Source organism: Nitrospirillum viridazoti CBAmc (assembly GCF_000730165.1).
GTDB lineage: Bacteria > Pseudomonadota > Alphaproteobacteria > Azospirillales > Azospirillaceae > Nitrospirillum > Nitrospirillum viridazoti.
In genome coordinates, this window is the sequence record NZ_CP022112.1 from 375,895 (window position 1) to 401,045 (window position 25,151).

21 protein-coding genes are annotated in these 25,151 nt (G+C 69.3%); 8 read left to right on the plus strand and 13 right to left on the minus strand.

The window, feature by feature from the left end:
• Positions 1-7 precede the first annotated feature (7 nt).
• From Y958_RS23615 to Y958_RS23625, 3 genes are read left to right on the plus strand one after another with little or no spacing between them, the layout of a single operon-like run.
• Positions 8-886 carry a fumarylacetoacetate hydrolase family protein gene (locus Y958_RS23615; protein ID WP_088874406.1) on the plus strand — a complete coding sequence of 293 codons (879 nt, stop codon included), beginning with the start codon at positions 8-10 and terminating at the stop codon, positions 884-886.
• Positions 873-2,414 carry a bifunctional 3-(3-hydroxy-phenyl)propionate/3-hydroxycinnamic acid hydroxylase gene (locus tag Y958_RS23620; RefSeq protein ID WP_211098762.1) on the plus strand — a complete coding sequence of 514 codons (1,542 nt, stop codon included), beginning with the start codon at positions 873-875 and terminating at the stop codon, positions 2,412-2,414. The genes Y958_RS23615 and Y958_RS23620 overlap by 14 nt, the downstream gene beginning before the upstream one ends.
• A gap of 49 nt (positions 2,415-2,463) precedes the next feature.
• Positions 2,464-3,855 carry an MFS transporter gene (locus tag Y958_RS23625; RefSeq protein ID WP_088874408.1) on the plus strand — a complete coding sequence of 464 codons (1,392 nt, stop codon included), beginning with the start codon at positions 2,464-2,466 and terminating at the stop codon, positions 3,853-3,855.
• A gap of 61 nt (positions 3,856-3,916) precedes the next feature.
• On the opposite strand, the gene Y958_RS23630 is transcribed toward Y958_RS23625, so the two are convergent.
• From Y958_RS23630 to Y958_RS23645, 4 genes are all read right to left on the minus strand, one after another.
• The gene (locus Y958_RS23630; RefSeq protein WP_088874409.1) at positions 3,917-7,033 is read right to left on the minus strand and encodes an efflux RND transporter permease subunit; all 3,117 of its coding nucleotides are present in this window, start codon (positions 7,031-7,033) and stop codon (positions 3,917-3,919) included.
• Positions 7,030-8,322: an efflux RND transporter periplasmic adaptor subunit gene (locus Y958_RS23635; protein WP_088874410.1), complete on the minus strand. Its 1,293-nt coding sequence runs from the start codon at positions 8,320-8,322 to the stop codon at positions 7,030-7,032. The genes Y958_RS23630 and Y958_RS23635 overlap by 4 nt, the downstream gene beginning before the upstream one ends.
• Positions 8,319-9,590, minus strand: coding sequence for a TolC family protein (locus tag Y958_RS23640; RefSeq protein WP_088874411.1), 1,272 nt, complete (start codon positions 9,588-9,590; stop codon positions 8,319-8,321). The genes Y958_RS23635 and Y958_RS23640 overlap by 4 nt, the downstream gene beginning before the upstream one ends.
• A gap of 113 nt (positions 9,591-9,703) precedes the next feature.
• Positions 9,704-10,063 (minus strand): hypothetical protein, encoded by a 360-nt coding sequence (locus Y958_RS23645; RefSeq protein ID WP_040843458.1) that lies wholly within the window; start codon positions 10,061-10,063, stop codon positions 9,704-9,706.
• A 288-nt stretch (positions 10,064-10,351) separates the two neighbouring features.
• On the opposite strand from Y958_RS23645, the gene urtA reads away from it, so the two are divergent.
• The 5 genes from urtA (at position 10,352) to urtE (ending at position 15,257) form a co-directional block, all read left to right on the plus strand.
• Positions 10,352-11,557, plus strand: coding sequence for an urea ABC transporter substrate-binding protein (urtA, locus tag Y958_RS23650; RefSeq protein WP_244909668.1), 1,206 nt, complete (start codon positions 10,352-10,354; stop codon positions 11,555-11,557).
• A 138-nt stretch (positions 11,558-11,695) separates the two neighbouring features.
• A complete protein-coding gene (gene urtB / locus Y958_RS23655; protein WP_088874412.1) occupies positions 11,696-12,604 on the plus strand; it encodes an urea ABC transporter permease subunit UrtB in 909 nt (302 codons plus the stop codon).
• Between the two features lie 22 nt (positions 12,605-12,626).
• Positions 12,627-13,739, plus strand: a complete 1,113-nt coding sequence (gene urtC, locus Y958_RS23660; protein WP_244909669.1) for an urea ABC transporter permease subunit UrtC — start codon at positions 12,627-12,629, stop codon at positions 13,737-13,739.
• The gene (gene urtD / locus Y958_RS23665; RefSeq protein ID WP_088874413.1) at positions 13,736-14,542 is read left to right on the plus strand and encodes an urea ABC transporter ATP-binding protein UrtD; all 807 of its coding nucleotides are present in this window, start codon (positions 13,736-13,738) and stop codon (positions 14,540-14,542) included. Before urtC ends, urtD begins: the two co-directional genes overlap by 4 nt.
• A complete protein-coding gene (gene urtE / locus Y958_RS23670) occupies positions 14,535-15,257 on the plus strand; it encodes an urea ABC transporter ATP-binding subunit UrtE (RefSeq protein ID WP_088874414.1) in 723 nt (240 codons plus the stop codon). Before urtD ends, urtE begins: the two co-directional genes overlap by 8 nt.
• 7 nt (positions 15,258-15,264) lie before the next feature.
• Here the strand turns inward: urtE and Y958_RS23675 are convergent, their stop codons facing one another.
• The 9 genes from Y958_RS23675 to Y958_RS23715 form a co-directional block, all read right to left on the minus strand.
• Positions 15,265-15,684 carry a type II toxin-antitoxin system VapC family toxin gene (locus Y958_RS23675; RefSeq protein WP_088874415.1) on the minus strand — a complete coding sequence of 140 codons (420 nt, stop codon included), beginning with the start codon at positions 15,682-15,684 and terminating at the stop codon, positions 15,265-15,267.
• Positions 15,681-15,908 carry a FitA-like ribbon-helix-helix domain-containing protein gene (locus tag Y958_RS33100; RefSeq protein WP_425600696.1) on the minus strand — a complete coding sequence of 76 codons (228 nt, stop codon included), beginning with the start codon at positions 15,906-15,908 and terminating at the stop codon, positions 15,681-15,683. Before Y958_RS33100 ends, Y958_RS23675 begins: the two co-directional genes overlap by 4 nt.
• A gap of 122 nt (positions 15,909-16,030) precedes the next feature.
• Entirely contained in the window at positions 16,031-16,975 is a 945-nt protein-coding gene (locus Y958_RS23685) for a response regulator (RefSeq protein ID WP_244909670.1), read from the minus strand.
• Entirely contained in the window at positions 16,968-20,420 is a 3,453-nt protein-coding gene (locus tag Y958_RS23690) for a hybrid sensor histidine kinase/response regulator (protein ID WP_088874418.1), read from the minus strand. Before Y958_RS23690 ends, Y958_RS23685 begins: the two co-directional genes overlap by 8 nt.
• Before the next feature lie 229 nt (positions 20,421-20,649).
• Positions 20,650-21,807: a porin gene (locus Y958_RS23695; protein ID WP_088874419.1), complete on the minus strand. Its 1,158-nt coding sequence runs from the start codon at positions 21,805-21,807 to the stop codon at positions 20,650-20,652.
• A gap of 280 nt (positions 21,808-22,087) precedes the next feature.
• Positions 22,088-22,786 (minus strand): class I SAM-dependent methyltransferase, encoded by a 699-nt coding sequence (locus Y958_RS23700; protein WP_088874420.1) that lies wholly within the window; start codon positions 22,784-22,786, stop codon positions 22,088-22,090.
• On the minus strand, positions 22,786-23,523 hold the full coding sequence (locus Y958_RS23705) for a tetratricopeptide repeat protein (protein ID WP_198924719.1): 738 nt from the start codon (positions 23,521-23,523) through the stop codon (positions 22,786-22,788). Before Y958_RS23705 ends, Y958_RS23700 begins: the two co-directional genes overlap by 1 nt.
• Positions 23,524-23,599: 76 nt before the next feature.
• Positions 23,600-24,457, minus strand: coding sequence for an SDR family NAD(P)-dependent oxidoreductase (locus Y958_RS23710; RefSeq protein WP_088874421.1), 858 nt, complete (start codon positions 24,455-24,457; stop codon positions 23,600-23,602).
• On the minus strand, positions 24,447-25,145 hold the full coding sequence (locus tag Y958_RS23715; RefSeq protein ID WP_211098764.1) for an iron-containing redox enzyme family protein: 699 nt from the start codon (positions 25,143-25,145) through the stop codon (positions 24,447-24,449). The genes Y958_RS23710 and Y958_RS23715 overlap by 11 nt, the downstream gene beginning before the upstream one ends.
• Positions 25,146-25,151 lie beyond the last annotated feature (6 nt).

Below are 25,151 nucleotides of genomic sequence, written 5' to 3' on the forward strand. Positions count from 1 at the left end.
GGCTCCCTTGAAGTTCGTCACCTACACCTCAAACACCGGTCCCCGCCTGGGCGTCGTCGATGGCGACGCCGTCATCGACCTGAACCAGGCGCAGTCCCAGGTGCCCGCCGACATCACCGCGGCCCTGCTGGCCGGTGTGGATCTGGTCGCGGCAGGCAAGGCCGCCCTGGCCTCCGCCGCGCCGCGCCTGGGCCGCGCCACCCTGACCCTGGCGCCGGTGGTGCCGCGGCCGGGCAAGATCATCTGTCTGGGCCTGAACTACTACGACCACGCCAAGGAGGGCGGGCGGGAGAAACCGGATTATCCTTGGTTCTTCATGCGCACCGCCACCTCGCTGATCGGCGCGGGGGCGCCGGCGCTGCGTCCGCGCGTCTCGGAAAAGCTGGACTACGAGGCGGAGCTGGCCGTGGTCATCGGCAAGGCCGGCCGCCATATCCCGCAGGACCGGGCGCTGGCGCATGTCTTCGGTTACAGCTGCTTCAACGACATCTCGGTGCGCGATTACCAGAAGCGCACGCCGCAATGGACCATCGGCAAGAATTTCGACGGCACCGGCGCCTTCGGGCCTGAGCTGGTGACGGCCGACGCCCTACCCGCCGGCGGGGCCGGCCTGGCCATTCAATGCCGCCTGAACGGCCAGGTAATGCAGAGCGCCAACACCGACAGCATGATCTGGGGCGTGGCCGAGACCATCGCCCTCCTGACCGAATGCCTGACGCTGGAACCGGGCGACGTCATCGTCATGGGCACCCCCGCCGGTGTGGGCTTCGCCCGTACGCCGCCGGTGTGGATGCGCGCCGGTGACCGGGTGGAAGTGGAGATCGATGGCGTGGGCCTGTTGGCCAATACGATTCAAGACGAAGTTGGCCAGGATGAAGTCGGCTGAGATGGCGGAGGTATACGACGTCGCCATCGTCGGCTTCGGCCCGTCCGGCGCCGTGGCGGCCGGCCTTCTGGGCCAGGCGGGGGTGCGGACCTATGTCTGCGATCGCAGCACCGAGGTCTATGACAAGCCCCGCGCCATCGCGCTGGACCATGAGATCATGCGTGTGTTCCAGCAACTGGGCGTGGCCGAGGCGGTGGAACCGTGGGTCGAACCCTTCACGCCCTCGGAATACTACGGAGTGGACGGCCAGCTGATCAAACGCTTCACCACCGTGGCGCCGCCCTTTCCCTTGGGCTACACGCCTTCCCTGGTCTTCACCCAGCCGCCGGTCGAGGCCATCCTGCGCGACCGGGCGCGGGCGCTGCCGTCGGTGACGGTGGATTTGGGCGTGACCCTGGAAGGGCTGGAGCAGGATGCCGACGGCGTCACCCTGGCCCTGCGGGACGCGATGAGCGCCGCGAAGGCGGTGCGGGCTCGCTACGCCATCGGTTGCGACGGCGCGTCCAGCCTGGTGCGCGCCGTGCTGGGGATCGAATTGGACGACCTGGCCTTCGATGAGCCGTGGCTGGTGGTCGATGTGCGGGTGAACGAGCGTGGCCAGGCCAAGCTGCCGGCCGTCAGCGTCCAATATTGCGACCCCGACCGCCCGGCAACCTACGTCATCGGGCCGGGGAACCATCGCCGCTGGGAAATCTCCCTGAATGAGGGCGAGGATCCGCGCGAGGCCGCGACGGAGGCGGGCGCCTGGCGCCTGCTGTCGCGCTGGCTGACGCCGGAGGACGCCACGCTGTGGCGCCAGGCCAGCTATCGCTTTCACGCCCTGGTGGCCCATGAATGGCGACGTGGGCGGGTCTTCCTGGCCGGCGACGCCGCCCACCAGCAGCCGCCCTTCCTGGGCCAGGGTATGTGCCAGGGCGTTCGCGACGTGGCCAACCTGACCTGGAAGCTGGCCGCTGTCCTGGATGGGCACGGTGGCGAGGGCTTGCTGGACAGCTATGGCGTGGAACGGTCGCGTCATGTGCGGGACCTCACCGGCCGCATCAAGGCCATCGGCGCCGTCATCTGCGAGCGCGACCGCGACCTGGCCCGGATGCGCGACCACCGCCTGCTGGCGGAGGCCGGCGGGCCGGTGCGGGATGAGCCGCGACAGAACGTGCTGCCCCGCTTGGAGCAGGGGCTGCTAGCGCCGACGCCCCATCCGGCCAACGGCACCCTGTTCCCCCAGCCCTGGATCCTGGACGCGGACGGCGGCCGCCAGCGCCTGGATAGCCTGACCGGCACCGGCTGGCGGCTGGTCATCGCGGATGACTGGACCGGACCGGAGGTGAAGGCCCGGTCACCGGGGCTGACGGTGGTGCGCATTGGCGGTGGCGGCCTTGAGGAGGCGGACGGTGTGCTGGCAGCCTGGTTCAAGACCCATGCCTGCACCGCCGCCCTGGTCAGGCCCGACAATTATGTTTACGGGGTAGGGAGAGGTCCGGCCGATTGGACGGCCCATTGGAACGCCCTGGACCGGCAAATGGCCTGATCGCCAGGTATCGATAATATCGAAGAAGAACGGCAGGGAGGGTAAAGGGATGGCGGCGGCGGTTAACGCGGCGGAGGAATTGGCGACGGCCCCGATGGGGGCCTTCCATCGCCGGTTCGCCCTGCTGATGGGCCTCATCATGTTCTTCGACGGCTATGACCTGTTCAACGCCGCCTATGTCATCCCCCTGGTTCGCCGCAGCTGGCAGCCGTCGCCGTCCCTGATCGGCATCATGCTGTCCGCCGGCATTTTCGGGCTGGCCATCGGTTCCGTCCTGCAAGGTCTGCTGGCCGACCGTTATGGCCGGCGGCGCGTGCTGGTGGCGGCCCTGTGGCTGCTGATGGCCGCCAATCTGGTCCTGGCCCTGGTGGTGCGGGGGCCGGTGGCCTTCGCTGTCTGCCGGCTGGTGCTGGGCCTGGCCCTGGGCATGGTGACCCCCTTGGTGCTGACCTATTTGAACGAATGGACGCCGGCCCGCTGCGCCAACACCTATGTCACCTGGGTGTTTCAGCTGGGACTGTCGCTTGGGGGAATCTGCGCCGGCCTGGCCGGCGTGTTCCTCACCGCCGACCATGGATGGCAGGCGCTGTATTACACCGGTGCCTTGTCGGGTCTGGTCGCTGTCGCCGCCACGCTGTGGCTGCCGGAGTCCGTGCAGTACCTTGCCTTGAAGGGGAATTTCAGCCAGGTGCGGCGGCTGCTCGCAGCCCTGCGGCCCGACCGGGCGGCGCTCTACGACACGGCGGCGCTGGTTCAACCCCGCCGCGCGCCCAAGGCGTCGGTCGGGGTGCTGCTTGCGCCGATATACCGCCGCAACACCCTGGTGCACTGGGCGGTGGGCTTCCTCAGCCTGTTTTGCGTGCATGGCCTGACGGGCTGGCTGCCGACCATCGTGGTGGCGCGGGGGGCGGCGGTGTCCTCGGCCTTCGCCTACGGCACCCTCATCATGGTCGCCTCCATCTTCGGCGGCATGGCCGCCGGCTGGCTGGCCGACCGCTGGCGCAGCCGGGTGAAGACCATGGCCGGCGGCTACCTGATGGCCGTCCTGGCCATGGCGGGGCTCGGGGTGGTCAGCGGCGGCCCCCTGACGGTGGCGCTGGTGGCGGCGGCCGGGTTCTGCATCTTCGGCGCCCAGGCCGTGCTCAACAACTATCAGGCCATGACCTACCACACCGAGGTGCGCGGCACGGGTTTGGGGGTGGCGGTGGGCCTGAACCGGGTGGGCGGCATCCTGGGACCATCGGTTATCGGCGTCATCGGCACGCTGAGTGCCGATCCCCTGTACGTGTTCCTGGTCCTGGCGGCGGCGGCGCTGCTGGCGGGGCTGATCAGCTTCCTGGGCGGACCGGAGGTGACGGCCGCCCGCCGGGAGGGCGCCAGTCCGGCAACGGGGCACGGCGATACCGCCGGGCGGGCGGCGTGCGCGCCATCCGCCCGGTGACGGGATCGAAGGTCCTTTTGGAAAGCGGGGCGCGGCCGTGACGACCGCGCCCCTTGTGCCCTCATCCGACGGGGCGCCGTTTCACCAGGGCATACAACGCCGGGATCACCAGCAGGGTCAGGACGGTGGAGGAGACCATGCCGCCCACCATGGGCACGGCGATGCGGCGCATGACCTCGGAGCCCGTGCCGGTGCTCCACAGGATGGGCAGCAAGCCGGCCATGATGGCCACCACCGTCATCATCTTGGGCCGCACCCGCTCCACCGCCCCCTCCAGGATGGCGGCGCGCAGGTCGGCGGGTGACGCCGGGGCGCCCTCCCGCGCCCGCCGGGCCAAGGTGGCCGACCAGGCGTGGTCCAGATAGATCAGCATCACCACCCCGGTCTCCGCCGCCACGCCGGCCAGCGCGATGAAGCCCACGGCGACCGCGACGCTGATGTTGTAGCCCAGGGCCCACAGCAACCAGGCGCCGCCCACCAGGGCGAAGGGCACCGACAGCATGACGATCAGTGTCTCTGCCAGGCGGCCGAAGTTCAGGTACAGCAGGACGAAGATAACGCCCAGCGTGGCGGGGACGACCAGGGCCAGCTTGGCCTTGGCCCGCTGCAGGTACTCAAACTGCCCACTCCACTCCAGCCGGTAGCCGGGCGGCAGGCTGACCTTGGCCGCCACGGCCCGCGCCGCCTCCGCCACATAACCGCCCACGTCACGGCCATGCATGTCGACATAGACGTAGCCGACCAGCTGCGCGTTCTCGGTGCGGATGGACGGCGGGCCCTGGGTGAGGGCCACGCCGGCCAAGTCTCCCAGCGGCACCATCGCGCCACTGGGCAGGGGCACCAGAACTTGGCCGGCGATGGCTTGCGGACTGTCCCGCAGGTCGCGGGGATAGCGGACGATGACGCCATAGCGCTCCCGCCCCTCCACCGTCGTGGTCACCGTCTCCCCGCCCAGGGCCGTGGCCACCACCTGCTGCACCGCGTCGATGCCTAGGCCATAGCGGGCGATGCGGTCGCGGTCGGGGGTGATCTCCAGGTAATGGCCCCCGCCCAGGCGCTCGGCATAGGCGCTGGTGGTGCCGGGCACGCCGCGCACCGCCGTCTCCACCGCCGTCGTCAGCCGCTCCAGCACCGCCAGGTCGGGCCCGAACACCTTGACGCCGACCGGCGTGCGGATGCCGGTGGACAGCATGTCGATACGGGCCTTGATCGGCATGGTCCAGGCGTTGCTGACCCCTGGCAATTGCAGGGCCTGGTCCATCTCCCGCACCAGGCCGTCCAGGGTCAGGCCCGGCCGCCAGTCGGCCTGCGGCTTCAGGGACACCACCGTTTCGCTCATCTCCAGCGGGGCGGGGTCGGTGGCGGAGGCGGCACGTCCCGCCTTGCCATAGACGGACGCCACTTCGGGGAACGACTTCAGGATGCGGTCCTGCGTCTGCAGCAGTTCCGCCGCCTTGGTGACGGAAATGCCGGGCAGGGTGACGGGCATGAACAGCAGCGTGCCCTCGTTCAAGTCCGGCATGAATTCCGAGCCCAGGCGGGACACCGGCCAGGCCGTGGCGGCCAGGGCCAGGATCGCCACCACCACCGTCACCTTGGGCCAGCGCAGCACCAGCGTGATCAGCGGACGATAGGCCGCGATCAGGGCGCGGTTCAGGGGGTTGCGCGCCTCCGGCACGATGCGGCCGCGCACGAAGAACAGCATCAGCACCGGCACCAGGGTGACGGACAGCAGGGCGCCGCCGGCCATGGCGAAGGTCTTGGTGTAGGCCAGCGGCTTGAACAGCCGCCCCTCCTGCGCCTCCAGCGCGAACACCGGCAGGAAGGAGGCGACGATGACCAGCAGGCTGAAGAACAGCGAGGGCCCTACCTCCCGCGCCGCCGCCAGCAGGGCGGGGCCCCGGGGTTCGCCCGGCGCCAGCCGTTCCACATGCTTGTGCGCGTTCTCGATCATGACGATGGCGGCGTCCACCATGGCGCCCAGGGCGATGGCGATGCCGCCCAGGCTCATGATGTTGGCGCCGATGCCCAGCGGCCGCATGACCGCAAAGGCCGCCAGGATGCCGACCGGCAGGGTGATGATGGCGACCAGGGCGCTGCGCACGTGGAACAGGAACAGCACGCAGACCGCCGCCACGATCAGGCTTTCCTCCAGCAAGGTATGTTTCAGTGTCTCGATGGCGCGGCCGATGAGGTCGGACCGGTCGTACACCGCCTTGAGGGTCACGCCCTCCGGCAACGCGGGCAGCAGTTCCGCCAACCGCCGCTTGACGCTGGCGATGGTGGTCAGGGCGTCGGCGCCGTCGCGCTTGACGACGATGCCGCCCACGGCCTCACCCTGGCCGTCCAGCTCGCCGATGCCGCGCCGCTCATCCGGCCCCAGCTCCACCCGCGCCACGTCGCGCAGCAGCACGGGTGCCGCCCCGGCCGCGTCCGCCTTCAGCACCACCCGCTCCAGGTCGCCGGCGTCGCGCAGATAGCCCCGCCCGCGCACCATGTATTCGGTCTCCGCCATCTCCAGCGTGCGGCCGCCGACATCGCGGTTACTGGCGCGAACGGCGTCCGACACCGCCGACAGGGGGATACCGTAGGCCTGCAGCTTACGCGGATCGACCACCACTTGGTACTGGCGCTCGAACCCGCCCAAGGCGGCCACCTCGGCCACGCCATCGGCCTTGGCCAGTTGGTAGCGGACCAGCCAATCCTGGATGCTGCGCAGTTCGGCCAGGGTGCGGCCCGCACCCTGGACAACATATTGGTAGACCCAGCCCACACCGGTGGCGTCCGGCCCCAGCGAGGGCGTGGCGCCGGCTGGCAGCCGTTTTTGCGCGACGTTCAGATACTCCAGCACGCGGGAGCGCGCCCAGTAGAGATCCGTCCCCTCCTCGAACACCACATAGACGAAGGAGACGCCGAAGTTGGAAAAGCCGCGCACCACCTTGGACCGGGGCACCGCCAGCAGGGCGGTGGACAGGGGATAGGTCACCTGGTCCTCCACCACCTGCGGCGCCTGGCCGGGATAATCGGTGTAGACGATGACCTGGGTGTCGGACAGGTCGGGTAGGGCATCCAGCGGCGTATGCCGCAGGGACCAGGCGCCCAGCGCGGCGATGAACAGGGTGGCCGCCAGCACCAGCACCTTGTTGGCGGCCGACCAGTCGATGAGGCGGGCGATCATGGCTTGGCCCCCCCGTTGGAGGTGCCCCTGTTGGAGGTGCCCCTGTCCGACGGGACGGCCGGGCCGGTCGTGAAGGCTTCCAGGGCGGCCTTCAGGTTGCTTTCCGCGTCGATCAGGAAATTGGCGCCGACCACCACGCGATCACCTTTGCGCACGCCGTCGCGCACCTCGACCTTGCCATCGCCCCGTGCACCCAGATGGACGGCGCGCGGCTGGAAGCGGCCGTCGCCCAGATCCAGCAGCACCGTCTGCCGGGCGCCGCCGTCCAGGACGGCGGATTCCGGGATCACCAGCGGGGGCCCATCGCCGCCGCCGGCGCGCGGGGTGTCGATGGTCACGCTGGCGTACATGTCGGCCAGCAGGGCGCGGTCGCGGTTGGGCAGGATGATGCGCACCCGGGCCGTCCGCGTCTCCCGCGACAGGGTGGGGTAGATGAAGTCCACCATCCCGTCGAAGCGGCGGCCGGGATAGGCCGTCAGGGTGGCGTGGGCCGCCTGGCCGGGCCGCACCAGGCCCACCTCCCGTTCCGGGACCTCCGCCACCAACCAGACGGTGGACAGGTCGGCCAGGCGGTACAGCGGCTCACCCGGCGCCACCCGCATGCCCGCCACCACCGGCTTGTCGATGACCACGCCATCCGCTGGCGCCCGGATCGGTATCCGGCTGGCGGCCTCGCCGCTGCGCTGCAGCCGCGCGACCTCCTCCGCCGGGATGTCCAGCGCCTTCAGACGCGACAGTGCGGCGGCCACCAGGTCGGCCGGGCTGCCATGGCTCCCGTCCGCATGGCCGTCGGTGGCCAGGGACCGGGCCAGCAGGTATTCCTTCTCCGCTGTCAGCAGGTCGGGGGCGTAGAGCTGGGCCAGGACCTGGCCCCGGCGGACACTGTCGCCGGTTGCGGCCACGGCCAGCGTCTCCACCCAGCCTTCCGCCCGGGTGGTCACCACCACCTGGCGCCGCTCATCCAGCACGATGGTGCCGGTGGCCTGCACGGACCCCGCCAGGGCCGGCACTTCCTCCACTAGGGCGGTTCTCACCCCCAGGGTCTGCAGCTTGCCGGGGGTGACCCGCACCGTGCCCGCTGGCTCGGTCCCATCGGCGTAGACCGGCAGATAGTCCATGCCCATGCCGTCCTTCTTAGGCACGGGCGAGGTGTCCGGCAGCCCCATGGGGTTGCGGTAGTACAGAACCTTGCCCTTGTCGGCGGGCGCCAGGGGCGAAGTCTCAGCCTGGGCCGCCTGGGTGGCGGCAAGGGCGATGACCAGGCCGATAAGAAAGCGGGCGCGGGTCATAGCGGGCCTCCCACCAGACGTTCCAAGGCGGCCAGGGCTTTTTGACCCTCGACCTCAATGCGCAGCAAATCCAGGCGGGCCTGGTGCAGGCGGTGCTCCGCGTCCAGCACGGCGGCCAGGCTGCCTTGCCCCCGGCCATAGGCGGCCAGGGCGGCGTCATGGGCGCCGCCGAGGTCCGGCAGCAACTGCGCCCGGTACACGCCGGCCTGCTGGCGGGCGGCCGTCAGCGCCGCCAGCGCCTCGGCCAGGTCGCCCTCGATGTCCGCGGCCGTTGCGGCCAAGCTCTGCCGGGTGGCGTTGGCCTTGGCCACCGCCTGGCGTTCCTTCGCCCGCTTCGGCTCCGCCTGCAGGGGAATCTTGAAGCCGACCGTGGCGGTATAGCCGGTGGGGCCGTTGTCGCGCTGGATGGCGCCCACCGCCAGGGTCAGGTCGGGGTACCAGGCCTTGGCGGCCAGGCGGCGTTCTTCCTCCGCACCGCGCACCTCCGCCAGGCCGGCCGCCAGGCGGGGATTGTCGGCCTGGGCCCGGTCGGCCAGCACCGTCAGGGGTGGGGTGGATACCGGCAGGGGACGGCCGCCGGAGGGGACGGCCAGGGCCGCATCCGCCGGACGCGCCAGCAGGGTGTTCAAGCGCGCGGCGGCGGCGGTGCGGTCGGCGGTCAGCCGGGCGTTCTCCACCTCCGTGCGGGCCACTTCGGCAGCAGCCGCCAGGGCGTCGCCTTGGCTGCCCAGGCCCTGGCCATAGCGGTCGGTCGCGTTCCTGGCTATCTGGCGATCCAGGCGCAGGACGTCGCCGTTGACGGCCAGGGCGGCCGACGCGGCGGCATACAGGGCGAAGGTGTCCTTGATGCGCTCCGCCAATTCCAGGCCCACCGCCCGTTCCCGGCCGCGTGCCGCGTCCACCGCCGCCAGGGCGGCGCTGCGGCGCAGGTCGCGCTTGCCCCACAGGGGGAACTCCTGCTCGACCGTGATGTAGGTCTTGTTGATGCGGGGGCCGCTGGTGCGGTCCACCTCGTCCGAGTTGATACGGAAGGTCGGGTCGTCCAGGGCGCCGGCGGCGGAAGCCTCGGCATCGGCCGCCGCGGTTTCCAGCGCGGCGGCCTGCAGGGTCGGGTTCAGGTGCCGGGCGGCGTCCAGCAGGCCGTCCAGGTTGGCGCCCAGCGCCGGGGCGTCAGGGGTGGGGATGATATCCGCCCGCGCGCCGGACGCGAGCATAAGGGCCAGCGCCGCCACGGCGGTGGCCGTGCGGGCATGGATGTATCGGGTCATGAGGCTTCCCTTCCCGAAAGGGTATCGGGGCCGGCATGGCGATGCCGGCGGCGTGAGCAGGCCTCGGGCGTCGATGCTCCCGAGGCGACAGGGGCACCCTCAGGGTGCCCCGCTCACGCGGCGATGGGAGGGAAGGGTTCCGGCGTGATGGACAGCCCGGCCATGGAGGCCGACGGGTGCCAGAAGAAGGCATCGCCGAAAACGACCGGCGCCGTGGGCTGGCCGGTTCGCTCCGGCAGCAGCGAGATGCCCAGGCAGCCCATCTGCTTGAGGCAGGCCGCGTTCAAGCCGTGGCAGGGCCCGCCCTTGGCCGGTGTGCCGGCGGACTGGACCATGGGGCAATCATCGGGCATGGCCGAGGCCGCAGTGGCGGCGGCGGGCAGATCCACCGGCATGGCCTGAACGGTGGTGGCGCCCAGGAAGGACAGCAGCAGGAAGGCCATGACAAGGCCGCGCAGGCATGCCGCCACCATGCCCAGCCGGTGGGCGGGGAAGGCGGGCGTCTTCCGCGAAGGGGGACGTGGGCGGCGCGGCATGCCGCTAGAGGTAGGCTACGCCGGCCCGGAATGCAATGCGGCACGCGGGTGCACGCGCAATTCCGTGCGGCAGGCGGACCGTCGGGTGCCTCCCCGTGCCGCCCTCCGTTCCGGCTGCTACGTTAAACGCCCCATACCCGGTTTCCTCTCCCGGCCCTAGCCTTTGCCCCGTGGTCGCCGCGTCCATGGCGGCGAAAGATCAAAGCGAACGGGAAGGGGATGGTGATGAGGGGGATGTACAAGCCGGCCGGTCTCGCGGCCCTGCTGCTGGCGGCGACCAGCCTGTCGGCGCCGGCGCCGGCCTGGGCCGCCGACACGGTGAAGGTGGGCGTGCTGCAGTCATTGACCGGCACCATGGCCATCAGCGAGGTCACGGTGAAGAATGCCGAGATCCTGGCCATCGAAGAGATCAACGCCGGCGGTGGCGTGTTGGGCAAGAAGATCGAGCCGGTGGTGGAGGATGGCGCGTCCGATCCCGCCATCTTCGCCCAGAAGGCGACCAAGCTGGTGCAGGACGGCGGCGTGGTCACCGTGTTCGGCGGATGGACCTCGGCCAGCCGCAAGGCCATGCTGCCGGTGTTCCAGAAGCTGAAGAGCCTGCTGTGGTACTCGGTGCAGTTCGAGGGCAACGAGTGCTCGCCCAACATCATGTATTCCGGCGCCCAGCCCAACCAGCAGATCCTGCCAGCCCTGCAATGGGCGGTGGAGAAGGGCTACAAGAGCTACTTCCTCATCGGGTCGGACTACGTCTTCCCCCGCACCGCCAACCTGATCCTGAAGAAGCATATCGACGCCGATAAGCTGAAGGTGGCGGGCGAGGAATACGTGCCCCTGGGCGGCACGGATTTCAGCGCCGTCATCGCCAAGGTGCAGGCGGCCAAGCCCGACATCATTTTCAGCACCCTGAACGGCGACAGCAACGTCAGTTTCTTCAAACAGATGGCCGCCGCCGGCCTGCCCTCGGCCAAGCTGCCCGTCATGTCCTTCAGCATCGGCGAGCAGGAGGCCGTGGCCATGGGCCCCAGCCTGGTGGAGGGCAGCTACGCCGCCTGGAACTACTTCCAGAGCCTGGACGGTGCGGCCAACAAGAAGTTCGTGGCCGCCTATCAGGCCAAATTCGGCGCCGGTGCGGCCGTCACCGACCCCATGGTCCACGGCTATGTCGACGTCTACGCCTGGAAGGCGGCGGTGGAGAAGACCGGCAGCTTCGATCCGGAGAAGGTGCGGGCGGCGGCGGTGGCGCTGGACTATCTCGATACCGCCATGGGCAAGGTGAAGTTCGCCGCCAACCAAAGCCTGGTGCAAACCGGCTACATCGGCCAGCTGGACCCCACCGGCCAGTTCAAGATCATCTGGCAGTCCAAGGGCACCATCGACCCCGACCCCTACGACCCGCTGGTCTTCCCGGGCAAGAAGTGCCCGGCATCCTGATGAAATTTCAACAGCAAGGGGCTTGGCCCCTTGCTGTTGTAGCCCGCGACCGCGGGCGCCGGAGCGAGCACCGCAGGGCGCAGCGAGGATCAGCCAAGCCGGCGGATGCCGGCGCCCGGCGTCTGAGGGAGAAGGAAAATGGGTGAGTGGCCCCTTATCGCTGGGCAGGTTTTCAACGGGTTCAGCGTCGCCTCGCTGTACGTGCTGGCGGCCCTGGGCCTGGCGTTGAGCTTCGGCCTCATGCGCGTCATCAACATGGCGCATGGCGAGATGCTGATGCTGGGCGGCTACCTCGCCTACCTGACCTTGCAGGTGGTGCCGGGGCCCTTGGGCATTCTGGCCGCCATGCCCGTCGCCTTCCTGGGTGCGGCCGCCGTGGGCGCGGTGCTGGAGACGACGCTGATCAAGCGCCTGTCGGCCCGGCCGCTGGACACGCTGCTGGCCACCTGGGGCGTCAGCCTCATCCTGCAGCAGGCGGCGCGCAATATCTTCGGCGCCATCGGCGTGGACGTGCGGGCGCCGCAATGGCTGAACCATGCGTATACCGTCCAGTCCGGCCTGCTGGAGGGCCTGACCATCCCCGCCACCCGCCTGTTCATCCTGGCCGTGGCCTTCGCGGTCATGGGCGCGCTCAGCCTGCTGCTGGCGCGCACGCGCATCGGCCTGCTGGTCCGCGCCGTGAACCAGGACCGGGGCATGGCGGCGGCGGCGGGCATCAACGTGCGGGCGGTCGACCTGTCGGTGTTCTGCCTGGGCACCGGTATCGCCGGCCTGGCCGGCGTGGTGCTGGCCCTGCTGGGGCCCGTCACCCCGAATGTCGGGCAAAGCTACGTCGTGCCCGCCTTTCTGGTGGTGGTGCTGGGCGGTCTGGGCAGCCTGAAGGGCACGGCCATCGCCTCGCTGATCGTGGGGCTGTTCTCGGCCCTGGTTCAAATCCTGGTCGACGTCAGCCTGGCGCAGGTGCTGCTGCTGCTGTTCGTCATCGGGTTCATCCAGTTCCGTCCCCAGGGGGTGGTGGCCGTGCGGTCCCGCGTGCTGGACGCGTGAGGACCAGATGAAGGAGGACGGCATGGACATGAGCCTGCGCAAGAATACGCCGCTGTCGGGGCCGTTGGCCGGTATCGCCTTCGGTCGCTCCTTGGCTGTGCCGCTGGCCGTGGTGGCCCTGGGCGTGCTGGCCCCCTGGCTGGTCTCGGCCTATGAGCTCAACCTGCTGGCCCGCTTCCTGGCCATGGCGCTGCTGGCCATGGGCCTGGTGCTGGTGTGGGGCCAGGGCGGGGTGCTCAGCCTGGGGCAGGGGGTGTTCTTCGGCCTGGGCGGCTACGCCATCGCCATGCACATGAAGTTGGCGGCGCTGGCCGACGGTGACCTGCCAGACTTCATGGTGTGGAGCGGCCTGGACGCGCTGCCGTGGTGGTGGGTGCCGTTCAAGAGCCCCCTGGTCGCCATCCTGGGCGTGGTGCTGGTGCCTGGCGCGGTGGCGGCCCTGTTCTCCTGGGCGGTGTTCCGGCGGCGGGTGGGGGGCGTTTACTTCGCCCTGATCACCCAGGCGCTGGCGCTGGCCTTCGCCACGCTGCTGATCAGCCAGCAGCCCTCCACCGGCGGCTTCAACGGCCTGACGGACTTCCAGACCTTGATGGGCGTGGAACTGGGCACGCCGGCGGCGGCGCATGGCCTGTACTGGCTGACCCTGGCCCTGGTGGTGGGGGTGTTCGTGGCCCTGCGTGCCCTCATGGCCTCCCGCTATGGCCTGCTGCTGCGCGCCATCCGGGATGGTGAGAACCGCATCCGCTTCCTGGGCTACGACCCCACGCCGTTCAAGGTGGTGGCCTTCACCATCGGCGCCGTGCTGGCTGGCTTGGCCGGGGCGCTGTTCACGCTGCACGCCGGTGTGGTGTCGCCGGCCCTGGTGGGCGTGGTGCCCTCCATTGAGATGGTCATCTGGGTGGCAGTGGGGGGCCGCAACAGCCTGGCCGGCGCCATCGCCGGCACCCTGGCCGTCAACCTGGCCAAGGACGGTGTCAGCAGCGCCTTCCCCGACCTGTGGCTCTACGCCCTGGGCCTGGTGTTCGTGCTGGTGGTGACCCTGCTGCCTGGCGGCCTGGCCGGCCTGGTGGCCGACGCTGGTGCTGCCGGCTTGGGAAAGCGGCTGAAAACCCTGATCATTGGTGAGGCGAAATGACCGCGCAGGCGACCGCGCCCCACATCGGCACCACCGCCCCCGCCAGCAACCTGCTGCTGGCGGTGGATGGGGTGACGGTGGACTTCGACGGCTTCAAGGCCCTGAACGGCTTCAGCCTGACCCTGGACCGGGGCACCCTGCGGGTGCTGATCGGCCCGAACGGCGCGGGCAAGTCCACGCTGTGCGACACCATCATCGGCCGGGTGCGGGCCACCAGCGGCCGGGTGATCTTCAAGGGCCAGGACATCACCCACCTGCCGGAGCATGAGATCGTGCGCCGGGGCATCTGCCGCAAGTTCCAGACACCGGGCGTGCTGCCCGGCCTGTCGGTGGTGGACAACCTGATGATCGCCGCCCGGCGCGACCGGCGCTGGTGGTCCTCCTTCCGCCACGGCGTGGCGGCGGAGGAGAAGGCTCGCGTGGCCGACATCCTGGAGACCATAGGCCTGGCCGACCGCGCCGCCGCCCCCGCCGGCCAGCTGGCGCATGGTGAGAAGCAGTGGCTGGAGATCGGCATGGTGGTGGCGACGCGCGCCGACCTGCTGCTGCTGGACGAACCCACGGCCGGCATGGGCCCGGCGGAAACCAGCCAGACGGCGGCCCTGATCCGCCGCCTGGTCGGGCAGCACACCGTGCTGGTCATCGACCATGACATGAGCTTTCTGGAGCAGCTGGACGCCCGCGTCACCGTCATGCACCAGGGCCAGTTCCTGAAGGAAGGCAGCGTGGCCGCCATCCGCGCCGACGCGGACGTCGCCGCCGTCTATCTGGGCCGCGCCAAGGAGGACACCCATCATGACTGAACCGTTGCTGACGCTCACCGGGGCGGCGACATCCTATGGCCAGAGCCAAGTCCTATGGGACATCGACCTGGCGGTGCCCGCCGGCGGCGCCGTGGCGCTGATCGGCCGCAATGGCGTGGGCAAGACCACCCTGTTGAAGACCATCATCGGCGCCCAGCGCCTGACCGCCGGCCGCATGACCTTCCTGGGCCGCGACGTCAGCGCCCTGGGGCCCCACCAGCGCGCCCGCGCCGGCATCGGCTACGTCCCCCAGGGCCGCCACATCTTCCCTCACCTGACGGTGCGGGAGAACCTGGAGACCGGCCTGTCCGCCCTGGCCGGCCGCAGCGGCGGGGCCATGAAGGCGGGCGTGCCCGACCACATCTTCGACCTGTTCCCCAAGCTGGCGCAGATCATCAACCGCAAGGGCGGCGTGCTCAGCGGCGGCGAACAGCAGCAACTGGCCATCGGTCGCGCCCTGGCGGGCCAGCCCAGCCTGCTGCTGCTGGACGAGCCGACGGAAGGCATCCAGCCCTCGGTGGTCCAACAGATCGAGGACGCCCTGCGCCGCATCCGCGCCGACCTGGGCGTCACCGTCCTGATCGTGGAGCAGTACCTGGACTTCGCCTGGTCCTTCGCCGACAGCTACCGCGTCATGCAGCGCGGCCGCATCATCCGCGCCGGCAGCACGCGGGAAGAGACGGCGGCGGAAGTGGCGCATCTGGTGAATATTTGAGGCTGAGTCAGGGGGCCCATGGATTGATCAACGGCACGCTACAGCCCGAAAAATCATCGATATTACGGGTGGCTACCGCAGCGGCGAGTGAATGGGCAATCGCCGCGATTTGCGCGTCCAGGGTGGAAATGGGGCGCCCGGCCTGGCGTCTCACTGTGGTGATTCTCGCGAATGAAATCGCGGCCTGAGTGTCGAAGGGCAATATTCGGCCGGCGAAGTCGGCGACGAACATCTGTAGCGCGGCATTCTCCAAACCAATCCGCCGACGTCCCTCTGGGAGCAGGGCAATGCCTGACAGGATTTCAGCCTGGGTGATGGTGGTGGTGAACAATAAGGACGAGGGTTGCCCCGCGAGCCAACGCAAAACGGCATCCGATGGCGCCGGGCGCATCAGCTCCGATAGCACGTTGGTATCAAGAATAATCATTCCGGGAAGCTGGGTGGATTACGTAATAGCTCACGTGGGGGCAACGCCAGCTCCACGCCACCGAACGGGGCGAAGCGACGGCGGATCGATCCTGCCAAATCAGTCGGCGCCGGCGGTAGATCATGGACCAGAACGGCTTGGAGGATGTGCCGAGCCTCTTCCTCCATGGAACGTCCATGGCCGGCGGCTTGGGCCCGTAGGCGGCTCTCCAATGGTTCTTCCATGTTTCGGATGGTGAGGCTGGCCACGGCATCCTCCGGCTATCTGCGCTATGGGAAGTCTAAGCGCTGACGCGTAGTGCGGCAACATCGAGGGAGCACGGAGGCGCCCATTTCAGGGTGGAACGCTATCCCGCCATCACCCGCACCGCTACGGCGGCCGCTGACGCGCGGTTCTCCACCCCCAGCTTCACGAAGATCTGTTCCAGGTGCTTGTTCACCGTGCGGGGGCTGATGCCCAGGATGTCGCTGATGTCGCGGTTGGATTTGCCGTGGGCGATCCACACCAGCACCTCGGCCTCGCGCGCCGTCAGGCCCAGGGCCTGTTGCAGGGCGCGTTCCTCGCGGCCGGCGCCGGTCTCGCTGATGCGGAACAGGAACTCGTCCGGTTCGGTTTGGCTGAGGTAGGCGACCTCCAGCCGGCGGGTATCGTTCGCGTCGGGGCCGTCGATCAGGATGGACGGCGCGCCGTCACGGCGAAGCTGAGCCAGGCGCTCCGCCACCACCGGGGGCAGGCGGTCGGGGGCGTCCCTGCCGGAGCCATCATCGGGGAAGAAGGCCGCCAGCAGGCGCTGGGCCTGGGGCGTGCACCAGCGCAAGAGCCCGCGCCCGTCGGTGGCCAGCAGATAGCGGCCGGTGGTGTCCAGGGCCACCTGGGCGCCATAGGCGACGCGGGCATTGGCCAGGTGCACGCGGATGCGGGCCATCAGCTCATCCACCACGATGGGCTTGGTGACATAATCGACGCCGCCGGCCTGCAGGCCCTGCACCACGTGTTCCGTCTCGCTGAGGCCGGTCATGAAGATGACGGGCAGGTGGGCCAGGGCCTGGTCGCGCTTCAGCCGGCGGCAGGTCTCGAACCCGTCCAGCCCTGGCATGACGGCGTCCATCAGCACCAGGTCCGGCGTCACCTGGTCCAGCAGGGCCAGGGCGCTTTCGCCATCCGTCGCCACCAGCACGGTTAGGCCCGCCTGGTCCAGGGCGTCGGTCAGGAAGCCCAGGGTTTCCGGCGTGTCGTCCACCACCAGCACGGTGTCGCGGCGGCCGGGGGTGGTCTGGATGGCATCAGTCATCGGCACGCTCCATCCGGTCCTGTCCATCGCCTGTATCGTCATTGTCCCCTCCCGCCTGTGTCCGTGCCGCCTCCAGCACCGCCATATAGCGCTTCAGGTCGAAGGCGCGCACCAGGGTGCGCAGCTGGGCGGCGAAGGCGGCGGTGGCCACGTCCTCCGTCTCCAGCTCGCGCAGCTTGGCCTCGATGCCGCGCACATGGCCGATGCGGCCCAGCTGCCACAGCGCTTCCAGATGCGGCTGGGCCAGGGCCGGCAGAGCATCGGGGGGCGCGGCGGGCGCGGGTGCTGCGGCCGGGGCGTACAGCCACTCCAGGCCCAGCAGCGCGCCGATGCGTTCCAGCAACACGTCCATGTCCACCGGCTTGATGACGAAGGCGTCGTGCGCGGCACTGCCGCCATCCTCCCCGCCTGTGGCGGCGCGGCCGGGGGTGTAGTCGTGGGCGTTGGCCGACACCATCATGATCTTCAGACGCGGCAGGTCGAGGTCGCGCAGGGCCGCCGCCGCCTCCCACCCCGTCATGTGGGGCATGGAGATGTCCAGCAGGGCCAGGTCCGGCCGGCACTCCCGCGCGAGATCCACGCATTCCCGCCCGTCACGGGCGGCGAACAGCAGGAAGTCCAGCGGCCGCAGCAGGTTCTGGATCAGGGCCAGATGGTCGGGGTCGTCGTCGGCCACCAGCACGCGCAGGCGCGGGCCGGCATAGCCGTGGATGGTCCTGGCCGCCGGCGGGTCGTCCGGGCCGGACTGCGCCTCCGACAGCAGCAGGCGCACGGTGAAGGTGCTGCCCTGGCCGGGCGTGCTGGCGACGGCGATCTCCCCACCCATGATGCGGGTCAGCAGGCGGGTGATGGTCAGGCCCAGGCCGGTGCCGGGTACGGCGCGGGCGTTGGCCATCCGCCCCCGCTCAAACGGTTCGAAGATGCGCTCCCTGTCCTCGGGCAGGATGCCGAAGCCGGTGTCCGACACCTCGAACTCCGCCACCTGGCTGCGATAGCGCACGCGCAGGGTGGCGTGGCCCCGGGCCGTGTATTTCAGGGCGTTGGACAGCAGGTTGATCAGGATCTGGCGCAGGCGCTTCTGGTCGGTATGGACGAAGGCCGGCAGGTAGGCCGGGCGGTCGTAATGGAACTGGATGCCCTTGGCGGCGGCCTGCAGGCGGAACATGTCCACGATCTGGTCCAGGAACTCCACCAGCCGCACCTTGTCGCGGGTCAGGCGCAACAGGCCGCTTTCGATCTTGCTGATGTCCAGCAGGCCGTCCACCAAGTTGGACAGGTGCTCCGCGCTGCGGCGGATGACGCGCACGCCGTCCGGGTTGCGGATGCTGGCGTCGCGCTCCAGCAACTGGGCATAGCCGAAGATGGCGTTCAGTGGCGTGCGGATCTCATGGCTGATGCCGATGATGTAGCGGCTCTTGGCCACGTTCGCGGCCTCCGCCACCTCCTTGGCCTTCTGCAATGCTGCGTCGGTGCGCTCGTGCGCCTCGATCTCCTCCATCAGCATGCCGGTCTGACGCGCCGTCTCCTCCTCCGCGACCCGGCGGCTTTCCAGGGCCAGAACCAGCAGCCAGGCGGCGACGCCGGAGACGATCAGCAGGGCGAAGAAGACGATCCACAGGGTGGTGGCGACCACGCCGCGCGCCTCCGGCACCGTGGCACCATACTGCATGCCGATGAAGGACAGCAGGCCGCCGTTCACCAGGGTGAACACGGCCATGACGCCCAGGAAGCGCGCGGTGCGGGTGCGCACGCCGCCGGCCATGCGGCCGGGCAGCAGGGTTTCCATCAGGCGGGCCAGCTGGTCGGTGATGCGGCTCTGCGTCTTGCACAGATCGTGGCAGCGGCTTTCCAGCGTGCAGCACAGGGAACAGATGGCCCCGGCATAGGCGGGGCAATAGGCCATGTCCCGCCGCTCGAACACGTTCTCGCAGATGACGCAGCGGGCCTCCGCCGCATCGGCGGGCAGGTCGGTGTCGGGCCGCGCCAGGTAATAGCGGCCCCGGGTGGCCTTGGCGATCAGGGGGGCGGTGACGAAGGCCACGGCCAGGCCGATGAACGGCGCCATGGCCTGGGGCAGGGGCCCCAGCAGCGGCCCGAAGGCGCCCAGCGAGGCGAGGGTGGAGGCCACGACCGACAGGGCCATGGCGCCCACGCCCACCGGGTTGATGTCGTAAAGATGGGCGCGCTTGAACTCGATGCCCGGCGGGCTCAGGCCCAGCGGCTTGTTGACCACCAGGTCCGCGGTCAGCGCCCCGATCCAGCCGGCGGCGAAGTTGGCGTACAGGCCCAGGATGCCGCCGATCACCCGGAAGATGCCCAACTCCATCAGCATCAGGGCCAGGATGACGTTGAACACCAGCCAGACGACGCGGCCCGGATGGCTGTGCGTCAGGCGGGAGAAGAAGTTGGACCAGGCGATGGACCCGGCATAGGCGTTGGTGACGTTGATCTTGATCTGGCAGACGACGACAAAGACGCCGGTCAGCACCAGCGCCGTGGTGGGCGACGACAGCATCTCCTGAAAGGCGATGTAGAACACCTCTGTCGGCTGGGTGGCCTGTTCCGCCGACAGGCCATGGCGCAACGCCACCACCGCCAGGAAGGACCCGGCCAGCAGCTTCAGCCCGCCCATGGCAACCCAGCCCGGCCCGGTGGTGATCAGCGCCGTCCACCAGGCCCAGCGCCCGGTCTTGCGCAAGGTGGGCAGGAAGCGCAGGTAGTCCGCCTGCTCCCCGATCTGCGGCAGCAGGGACAGCAGCATGCTGGCCGCCATGCTGAACAGCAGCGGGTCGATATGGCCGTCGGCATGGCCCAGCGCGCCGGGGAATTCCTGCCAGGCGGCCAGGTCCGCCCCGTGGTTCAGCGCCAGATAGGCCAGGGGTGCCAGTTGCAGCAGCAGCCAGATGGGCTGGGTCAGCAGCTGCATGCGGCTGATCAGGCGGATGCCGTAGACGGCGATGGGGATGACCACCAGGGAACTGACGATGTGGGCCAGCCACAGCGGGATGCCCAGCGCCATCTGCAGGGCGGCCGACATGATGCTGGCCTCAATCGAGAACAGCAGGAAGGTGAAGCTGGCGTAGATGAGGGAGGTGAGGGTGGACCCCAGGTAGCCGAATCCCGCCCCCCGCGTCAGCAGGTCGATGTCCACGCCGTAGCGGGCGGCGTAATAGGTGATGGGCAGGCCCACCAGGAACATCAGGACGGCCACGGCCAGGATGGCGGCGCTGGCGTTGCTGTAGCCATAGGTCAGGGTGGCGCTGCCGCCGATGGCCTCGCACGCCAGGAAGCTGATGGCGCCGAAGGCCGTATTGGCCACGCGGAACGACGACCAGCGCCGCGCCCGCGTGGCGGTGAAGCGCAGGGCGTAGTCCTCCAGCGTCTGGCTGGCGGCCAGCTGGTTGTATTGGCGCCGTTCCCTGACGATCCGCTGCCGCGCGCTCATGCCCCCCGCCTCAACTGCGGCTCCGCTGTCCCCCATCGTTCCCCGTGCTTCTTTTCCAAAGAGGCGGCCCCGCGACCGACTTTACCGGTCGCGGGGCTGTAAGGAAGCCCCCTCGGTCCCGTCCCCCCAAGAAAGGGGCCCGGCCGGGGGCAAGGTGGCTAGCCGCCGCCGGCAGGATAGGGGTGGGGGCGGGGAGAACCCCATGGGGCGTTTGACGTATGGGTATGTCTCAGAACTGCAGCTGCACGCCCAGTACGACGGCGTTGCCGTCGGATTTGCCGGTGGTGCTGGTGATGACGTATTCCGCGCTGATGCGGGCGTTGTGGCCGTCGATGATGTAGTTGACGCCCAGGTCCGTCTGGCTGGTGGAGATGCCGGTCAGGTCGGCGTCGAAATGCTGGTAGCGCACCGTCGGCTGGAATTGGCCCCAGCCCACCTTGGCCGGGATCAGAAAGGCGCCGCCCACCAGATAGGCCTTGCCCTGGGTCAGGCCGCCGACATTGTCGGTGGGGCCGGCGCCGCCGAAGCTGCTGGGCACGTCGGCCACGCCGCCAGTGTCGTACTGGTAATAGGCGCCTTCCAGCGTCACCACGCCGATGCCGTCCAGCTTCTTCTCGAACAGGCCGTCCACGTTCCAGGCGGTGTAGTCGCCCCGGCGGGCCAGCGTGCCCACGCCGTCCGGCTGGTACTGGGCGGCGAAGGCCAGGGTCAGCACGTCGACGGAGCCGTAGTAGGTGCTGCTGGTGTAGTAGGCGGGGTCGGGCTCCGGATCCAGGAAGTTATAGGCGACGCGGCCGGCGTACAGCAGGTTGTCGGACTGGTTGCTGGCGCCGGTGATGCGGTTGTGCCCCTCGAACGCACCGACGGAATAGACCAGCTTCTTGTCCAGCAGCTTGCCCCAGACGGTGGCGCCATCGTCACGGCCGGCGAACTTGGCCGGGTACTGCGACACGGTGCCGGGGTAGGCCCAGGTGTTCAGATAATAGGGGCCGTCCAGGTTGGCACGGTCGCTGGGCGGCAGCATGCGGCCCACCCACAGGTTGATGCCGTCCGCCGGCTCGAACTGGGCGTAACCGTCCAGCACCTCCACCCGGCCGGCGCTGTCGCGTTCGGTGTTGAAGGTCGCCTTGATCATGGGCGTCAGCTGGCCGCTGATGTAGAGGCGCACGCTGTCCAGGTTGAAATCGGCGGAGCGCGAGGTGCCGTCCGGCGCCCCGTCCTCCACGCTGGTGAAACTGGCGCGCACGCCCAGCCCCACCGTGATGGATTTGTCGCCGCCGGCGGAAATGGTCTCGCCCGCCTGCGCCGCCAGGGCGGGCAGGGTGAGGGCCGTGGCCAGAAGCGCCAGGCGCAGGCGGCGTTGCGTCGTGTTGATGATGCCCGACATGATGTACTCCCCCGTCCTTAGGTCCCGTTGCCGTTATCGGTGCCGGGAACTCAGGTCCCGGCGTCGGCTTCAGGGGCAGGATGGGGGCAGGAAAGCGAAATCCTAATACGTCAAACTGCGTATGTTTTGTTTGCTGGCGATGGTCTAAATAAAAGACCATTGTGCAAAACTGGTATTCTCACGGGACTTAATCTCTATTTCATAAATTGTTCTCTGTTGCTGGCTTGCCTTCTTTGATTTTCGATTTCACGTAAATGATCGCCCATAATTCGGCGCCAACCTATCGCAACGGGCGGCAGGGCTGGTTTTCGGCAATGGCGACAAGGCCGGTCATCCCATACCCCAGCCGGACGGATCGGATGGAGATCTTGTCACCGGGAAAGCCGCCCGCCAGCAGCATGGCCCGCAGGTCCAGGGGCGTGAACAGGCGGTGGGTGCCGGTCCCGGCGAACGGCCAGCGCTGCATGGTGGCCGCGTCCGTCACGTAAACCACCAGCCGCCCGCCCGGGCGCAGCACGCGACGCGTTTCCCGCAGGACATCGGCCGCGTTCTGCCAGAAATAGGCCACGTTGACCGCCAGCATCCCGTCGACCGCGCCGGCCGGCAGCGGCAGCGTATCAAAACGGCCGAGATGAAGGTGAAGCTGTCCCTGCTGTCGGGACTGCCGGTTGAGCTTGGCCGCCTGTTGCAGCATCACCGCCGACTGGTCGATCCCGTGGACGGTGCCGGTTGGCCCCACCGCTTTCACAGCCAGGGCCAGCGCCTGGCCCGGACCGCAGCCCAGTTCCAGGACTGTGTCGCCGGGGCGGGGCGCCAAGGCCTCGACCGCCACCCGGTTGGGACGGGCGTTCAGGCGGTTCATGACCAAGCCCAGCAAATGCCCCAGGACGCCGGTGGGATGGCGCAGTTGGCTGCCCAGGGCATGCCAGGCCGCGCGGAAACGGACCGGCGGCCGCGCCAGCTGATTGAAGGCGTCCATCACCCGGCCGCCAGTTTCTGTTGCGCCCGCTTCAGCAGTGAGCGGATTTCGACGCGCCGTCCCGCGTCCCAGACGGGCCGGTCGGGGGTGGGCGGCACGGCCAGGCCGTGCGCCAGCACCTCCGCCGCTTTGCGGTAATCCCCCTGTTCGAACAGGAAGTCGCCATAGAAGTAGTTGGCATCCAAGCCATCGGGATTGATCGCCAGTCCTTCCTCCAGGTAACGGCGGGCCTTGTCATCGTCGCCGAAGCTCAGGGGAAAGCCAGGCACCTTGTAATAGAGGGAGCCGAGGCTGGTGGGCACCGCACCCCCCACCGCGCGATAGTCAAGGCGACCGGCCGTCTCCAGCAGCGTGCGGGCCTCGCGGGCCAGGGAAAGCGCGCCCATGCCGCCCTTCAGACCGGCCAGACTGCCGAGGGCCAGGGCTTGCCAGATCAGAGGTTCGGCATGGCCGGGGTACTGCGATGCCAGCTGGCCGGCCTGGTCGGCCAGTGCCGCCATGGCGTGCACGCGGGCGTCCTGATCCGTCACTTCGAACGAGATGTGGGACCATTCCCGTTCCACGCCGGCCAGGGCAGTCAGCATCCCGGAGGGCGTGGCATCGGTCGCGACCGTGTGGGCGATGGCCTCGCTTTCCATCGGCGACGCATGCCCCGCCGCCGGTACCGACAGGGGAAGGAGGGCGACCGTCATGGCGAGGGCCAATCGGCGCGCCCTGGGCGTGAGGGGATGATCCATGGGCGGCGGTTCCTTTTAGAGTGCGATCGCTTCGCATGGACTCATACGGAGCGGGAATCGCATGACGAACAAAAGCTTAGACCAGGGGAAGGCAATCAACGCGGGGGCCGGCGCGCCGGCCGGGCTGCGGCGCCGGCATCAGCGCGTCCAGGGGACCGCGCCGCAATTGGCGCCGCACCGCGGCATCGACCAGGCGGGGGAATAGGCGCTGAAGCAGGACGAACAGGCGTTCCGGGCCGGCGGGATAGGCGGTGTCGGCACCGGCCAGCGCGGCGGCCCATATCCGTTTCGCGATGGCCGCCGGCGGGTCCGTCGGCATGTCCAGCAGGGCCAGGAGCGGTTCAAGGGCCTCCGTCGCGGGCGTGCGGGCGCCCCGCGGCGCGGCATAGGTCACGCCCACGCCTTGGCATCGCAATTCCCGCCGCAAGGCGTCGGACAGGCCGCGCAAGCCATACTTGGACGCGCAATAACCGGCAAACAGGGGATAGGGAATATCCCCCAGCAGGGAACCGATGTTGACCACCCGCCCGGCCGCGGCGGACAGCAGCGGAAGGAAGTCCCGCGTGAGGGCCAGCGGCGCCATCAGGTTGGTGGACACCAGCGCGGTCAGCGTGTGGTCGTCCATGGCCGACAAGGCCCCCGCCCATACCAGGCCGGCGTTGTTCACCAGAAAGTCCAGGCCGCCGGCGTGGTCCCGCACGGCGTTCACCAGGGCCTCGCGATCCTGGGACAGGGTCACGTCGGCGGGCAGGACAAGGCACCGCGTGCCGGGTCGCAACAGCGCCTTGGTGGCGTCCAGCGACGGGCGCCGCCGTCCGACCAGAACCAGCCCCAACCCCCGCCGCGACGCCTCGACGGCCAGCGCCTGGCCTATGCCCGAGCCAGCGCCGGTGATCAGCGCGGTCATGCCGCCGGGCGCGGAGTCATGCGGCATGGCAGGCCCCTCCTTGCACGCTGTCCAAGCCCCGGCTCAGGTCGCGGAAGATGTCGCCATAGAGGCGGTAGACCATGTTCGCCGTGTCGGCGATGACCGGCAGCGCTTCCGGGGCGCACAAACCGTCGACCAGCTGTTCGAAGAAGGCCACATGCTCCTTGTCCAGCGCCCCGTGGGATGTCAGGTAGCGGAAGCCTGAGGTGCCCTCGCTCCGGTAGGCTCGCTGCAGGGCGTCGGCCGCGCGGGACGCCAGCAGCGTCGACATGCCCTCCAGGACATGGACCATGCCCAGCAAGGCGTAGGGGCTGACGCGCTCTATGGCGTCGTAGACATAGGCCAGCATGGCCCGGCAGGCCTGGCCCGGCACGGACGCAGCCACCTGCGCGGCATCACCGCCTGCCGCGTCGATGTCGTCCAGGATCCATTGCTCGTGCCCCTGTTCCTCGGTGATGTAGTCGAACAGCGCGGCCCGGTAATCGTCGTCGTCCGTCCGGGCCGCCGCCAGGGCCAGCAGCCGGCAGGTGTGGCGCACATGATGGTAGGCCTGCGCCAGGAAATCGCGGTAGAGCGGCAGCGGCACAGCCCCATCCATCGCCATGCTCAGCACGGGGATGGACAGGAAGGCGCCACGGGCTTGGGCGGTCTGCGCGAGCAGGCGCTGATGCGGTGTCGGTGAGGTGTCGGGCAAGGGGGC

Excerpts from the sequence above, each read along its gene's own strand:
- Y958_RS23675 (WP_088874415.1), bottom strand. The coding sequence starts at position 15,684 with ATGATTATTCTTGATACCAACGTGCTATCGGAGCTGATGCGCCCGGCG.
- Y958_RS23630 (WP_088874409.1), bottom strand. The coding sequence starts at position 7,033 with ATGATCGCCCGCCTCATCGACTGGTCGGCCGCCAACAAGGTGCTGGTG.
- urtC (WP_244909669.1), top strand. The coding sequence starts at position 12,627 with ATGGACATGAGCCTGCGCAAGAATACGCCGCTGTCGGGGCCGTTGGCC.
- Y958_RS23705 (WP_198924719.1), bottom strand. The coding sequence starts at position 23,523 with ATGGATCATCCCCTCACGCCCAGGGCGCGCCGATTGGCCCTCGCCATG.
- Y958_RS23685 (WP_244909670.1), bottom strand. The coding sequence starts at position 16,975 with ATGACTGATGCCATCCAGACCACCCCCGGCCGCCGCGACACCGTGCTG.
- Y958_RS33100 (WP_425600696.1), bottom strand. The coding sequence starts at position 15,908 with ATGGAAGAACCATTGGAGAGCCGCCTACGGGCCCAAGCCGCCGGCCAT.
- Y958_RS23695 (WP_088874419.1), bottom strand. The coding sequence starts at position 21,807 with ATGTCGGGCATCATCAACACGACGCAACGCCGCCTGCGCCTGGCGCTT.
- Y958_RS23700 (WP_088874420.1), bottom strand. The coding sequence starts at position 22,786 with ATGGACGCCTTCAATCAGCTGGCGCGGCCGCCGGTCCGTTTCCGCGCG.
- Y958_RS23625 (WP_088874408.1), top strand. The coding sequence starts at position 2,464 with ATGGCGGCGGCGGTTAACGCGGCGGAGGAATTGGCGACGGCCCCGATG.
- urtD (WP_088874413.1), top strand. The coding sequence starts at position 13,736 with ATGACCGCGCAGGCGACCGCGCCCCACATCGGCACCACCGCCCCCGCC.
- Y958_RS23710 (WP_088874421.1), bottom strand. The coding sequence starts at position 24,457 with ATGCCGCATGACTCCGCGCCCGGCGGCATGACCGCGCTGATCACCGGC.
- Y958_RS23620 (WP_211098762.1), top strand. The coding sequence starts at position 873 with ATGAAGTCGGCTGAGATGGCGGAGGTATACGACGTCGCCATCGTCGGC.
- Y958_RS23640 (WP_088874411.1), bottom strand. The coding sequence starts at position 9,590 with ATGACCCGATACATCCATGCCCGCACGGCCACCGCCGTGGCGGCGCTG.
- urtA (WP_244909668.1), top strand. The coding sequence starts at position 10,352 with ATGAGGGGGATGTACAAGCCGGCCGGTCTCGCGGCCCTGCTGCTGGCG.
- urtE (WP_088874414.1), top strand. The coding sequence starts at position 14,535 with ATGACTGAACCGTTGCTGACGCTCACCGGGGCGGCGACATCCTATGGC.
- Y958_RS23690 (WP_088874418.1), bottom strand. The coding sequence starts at position 20,420 with ATGAGCGCGCGGCAGCGGATCGTCAGGGAACGGCGCCAATACAACCAG.
- urtB (WP_088874412.1), top strand. The coding sequence starts at position 11,696 with ATGGGTGAGTGGCCCCTTATCGCTGGGCAGGTTTTCAACGGGTTCAGC.
- Y958_RS23645 (WP_040843458.1), bottom strand. The coding sequence starts at position 10,063 with ATGGTGGCGGCATGCCTGCGCGGCCTTGTCATGGCCTTCCTGCTGCTG.
- Y958_RS23635 (WP_088874410.1), bottom strand. The coding sequence starts at position 8,322 with ATGACCCGCGCCCGCTTTCTTATCGGCCTGGTCATCGCCCTTGCCGCC.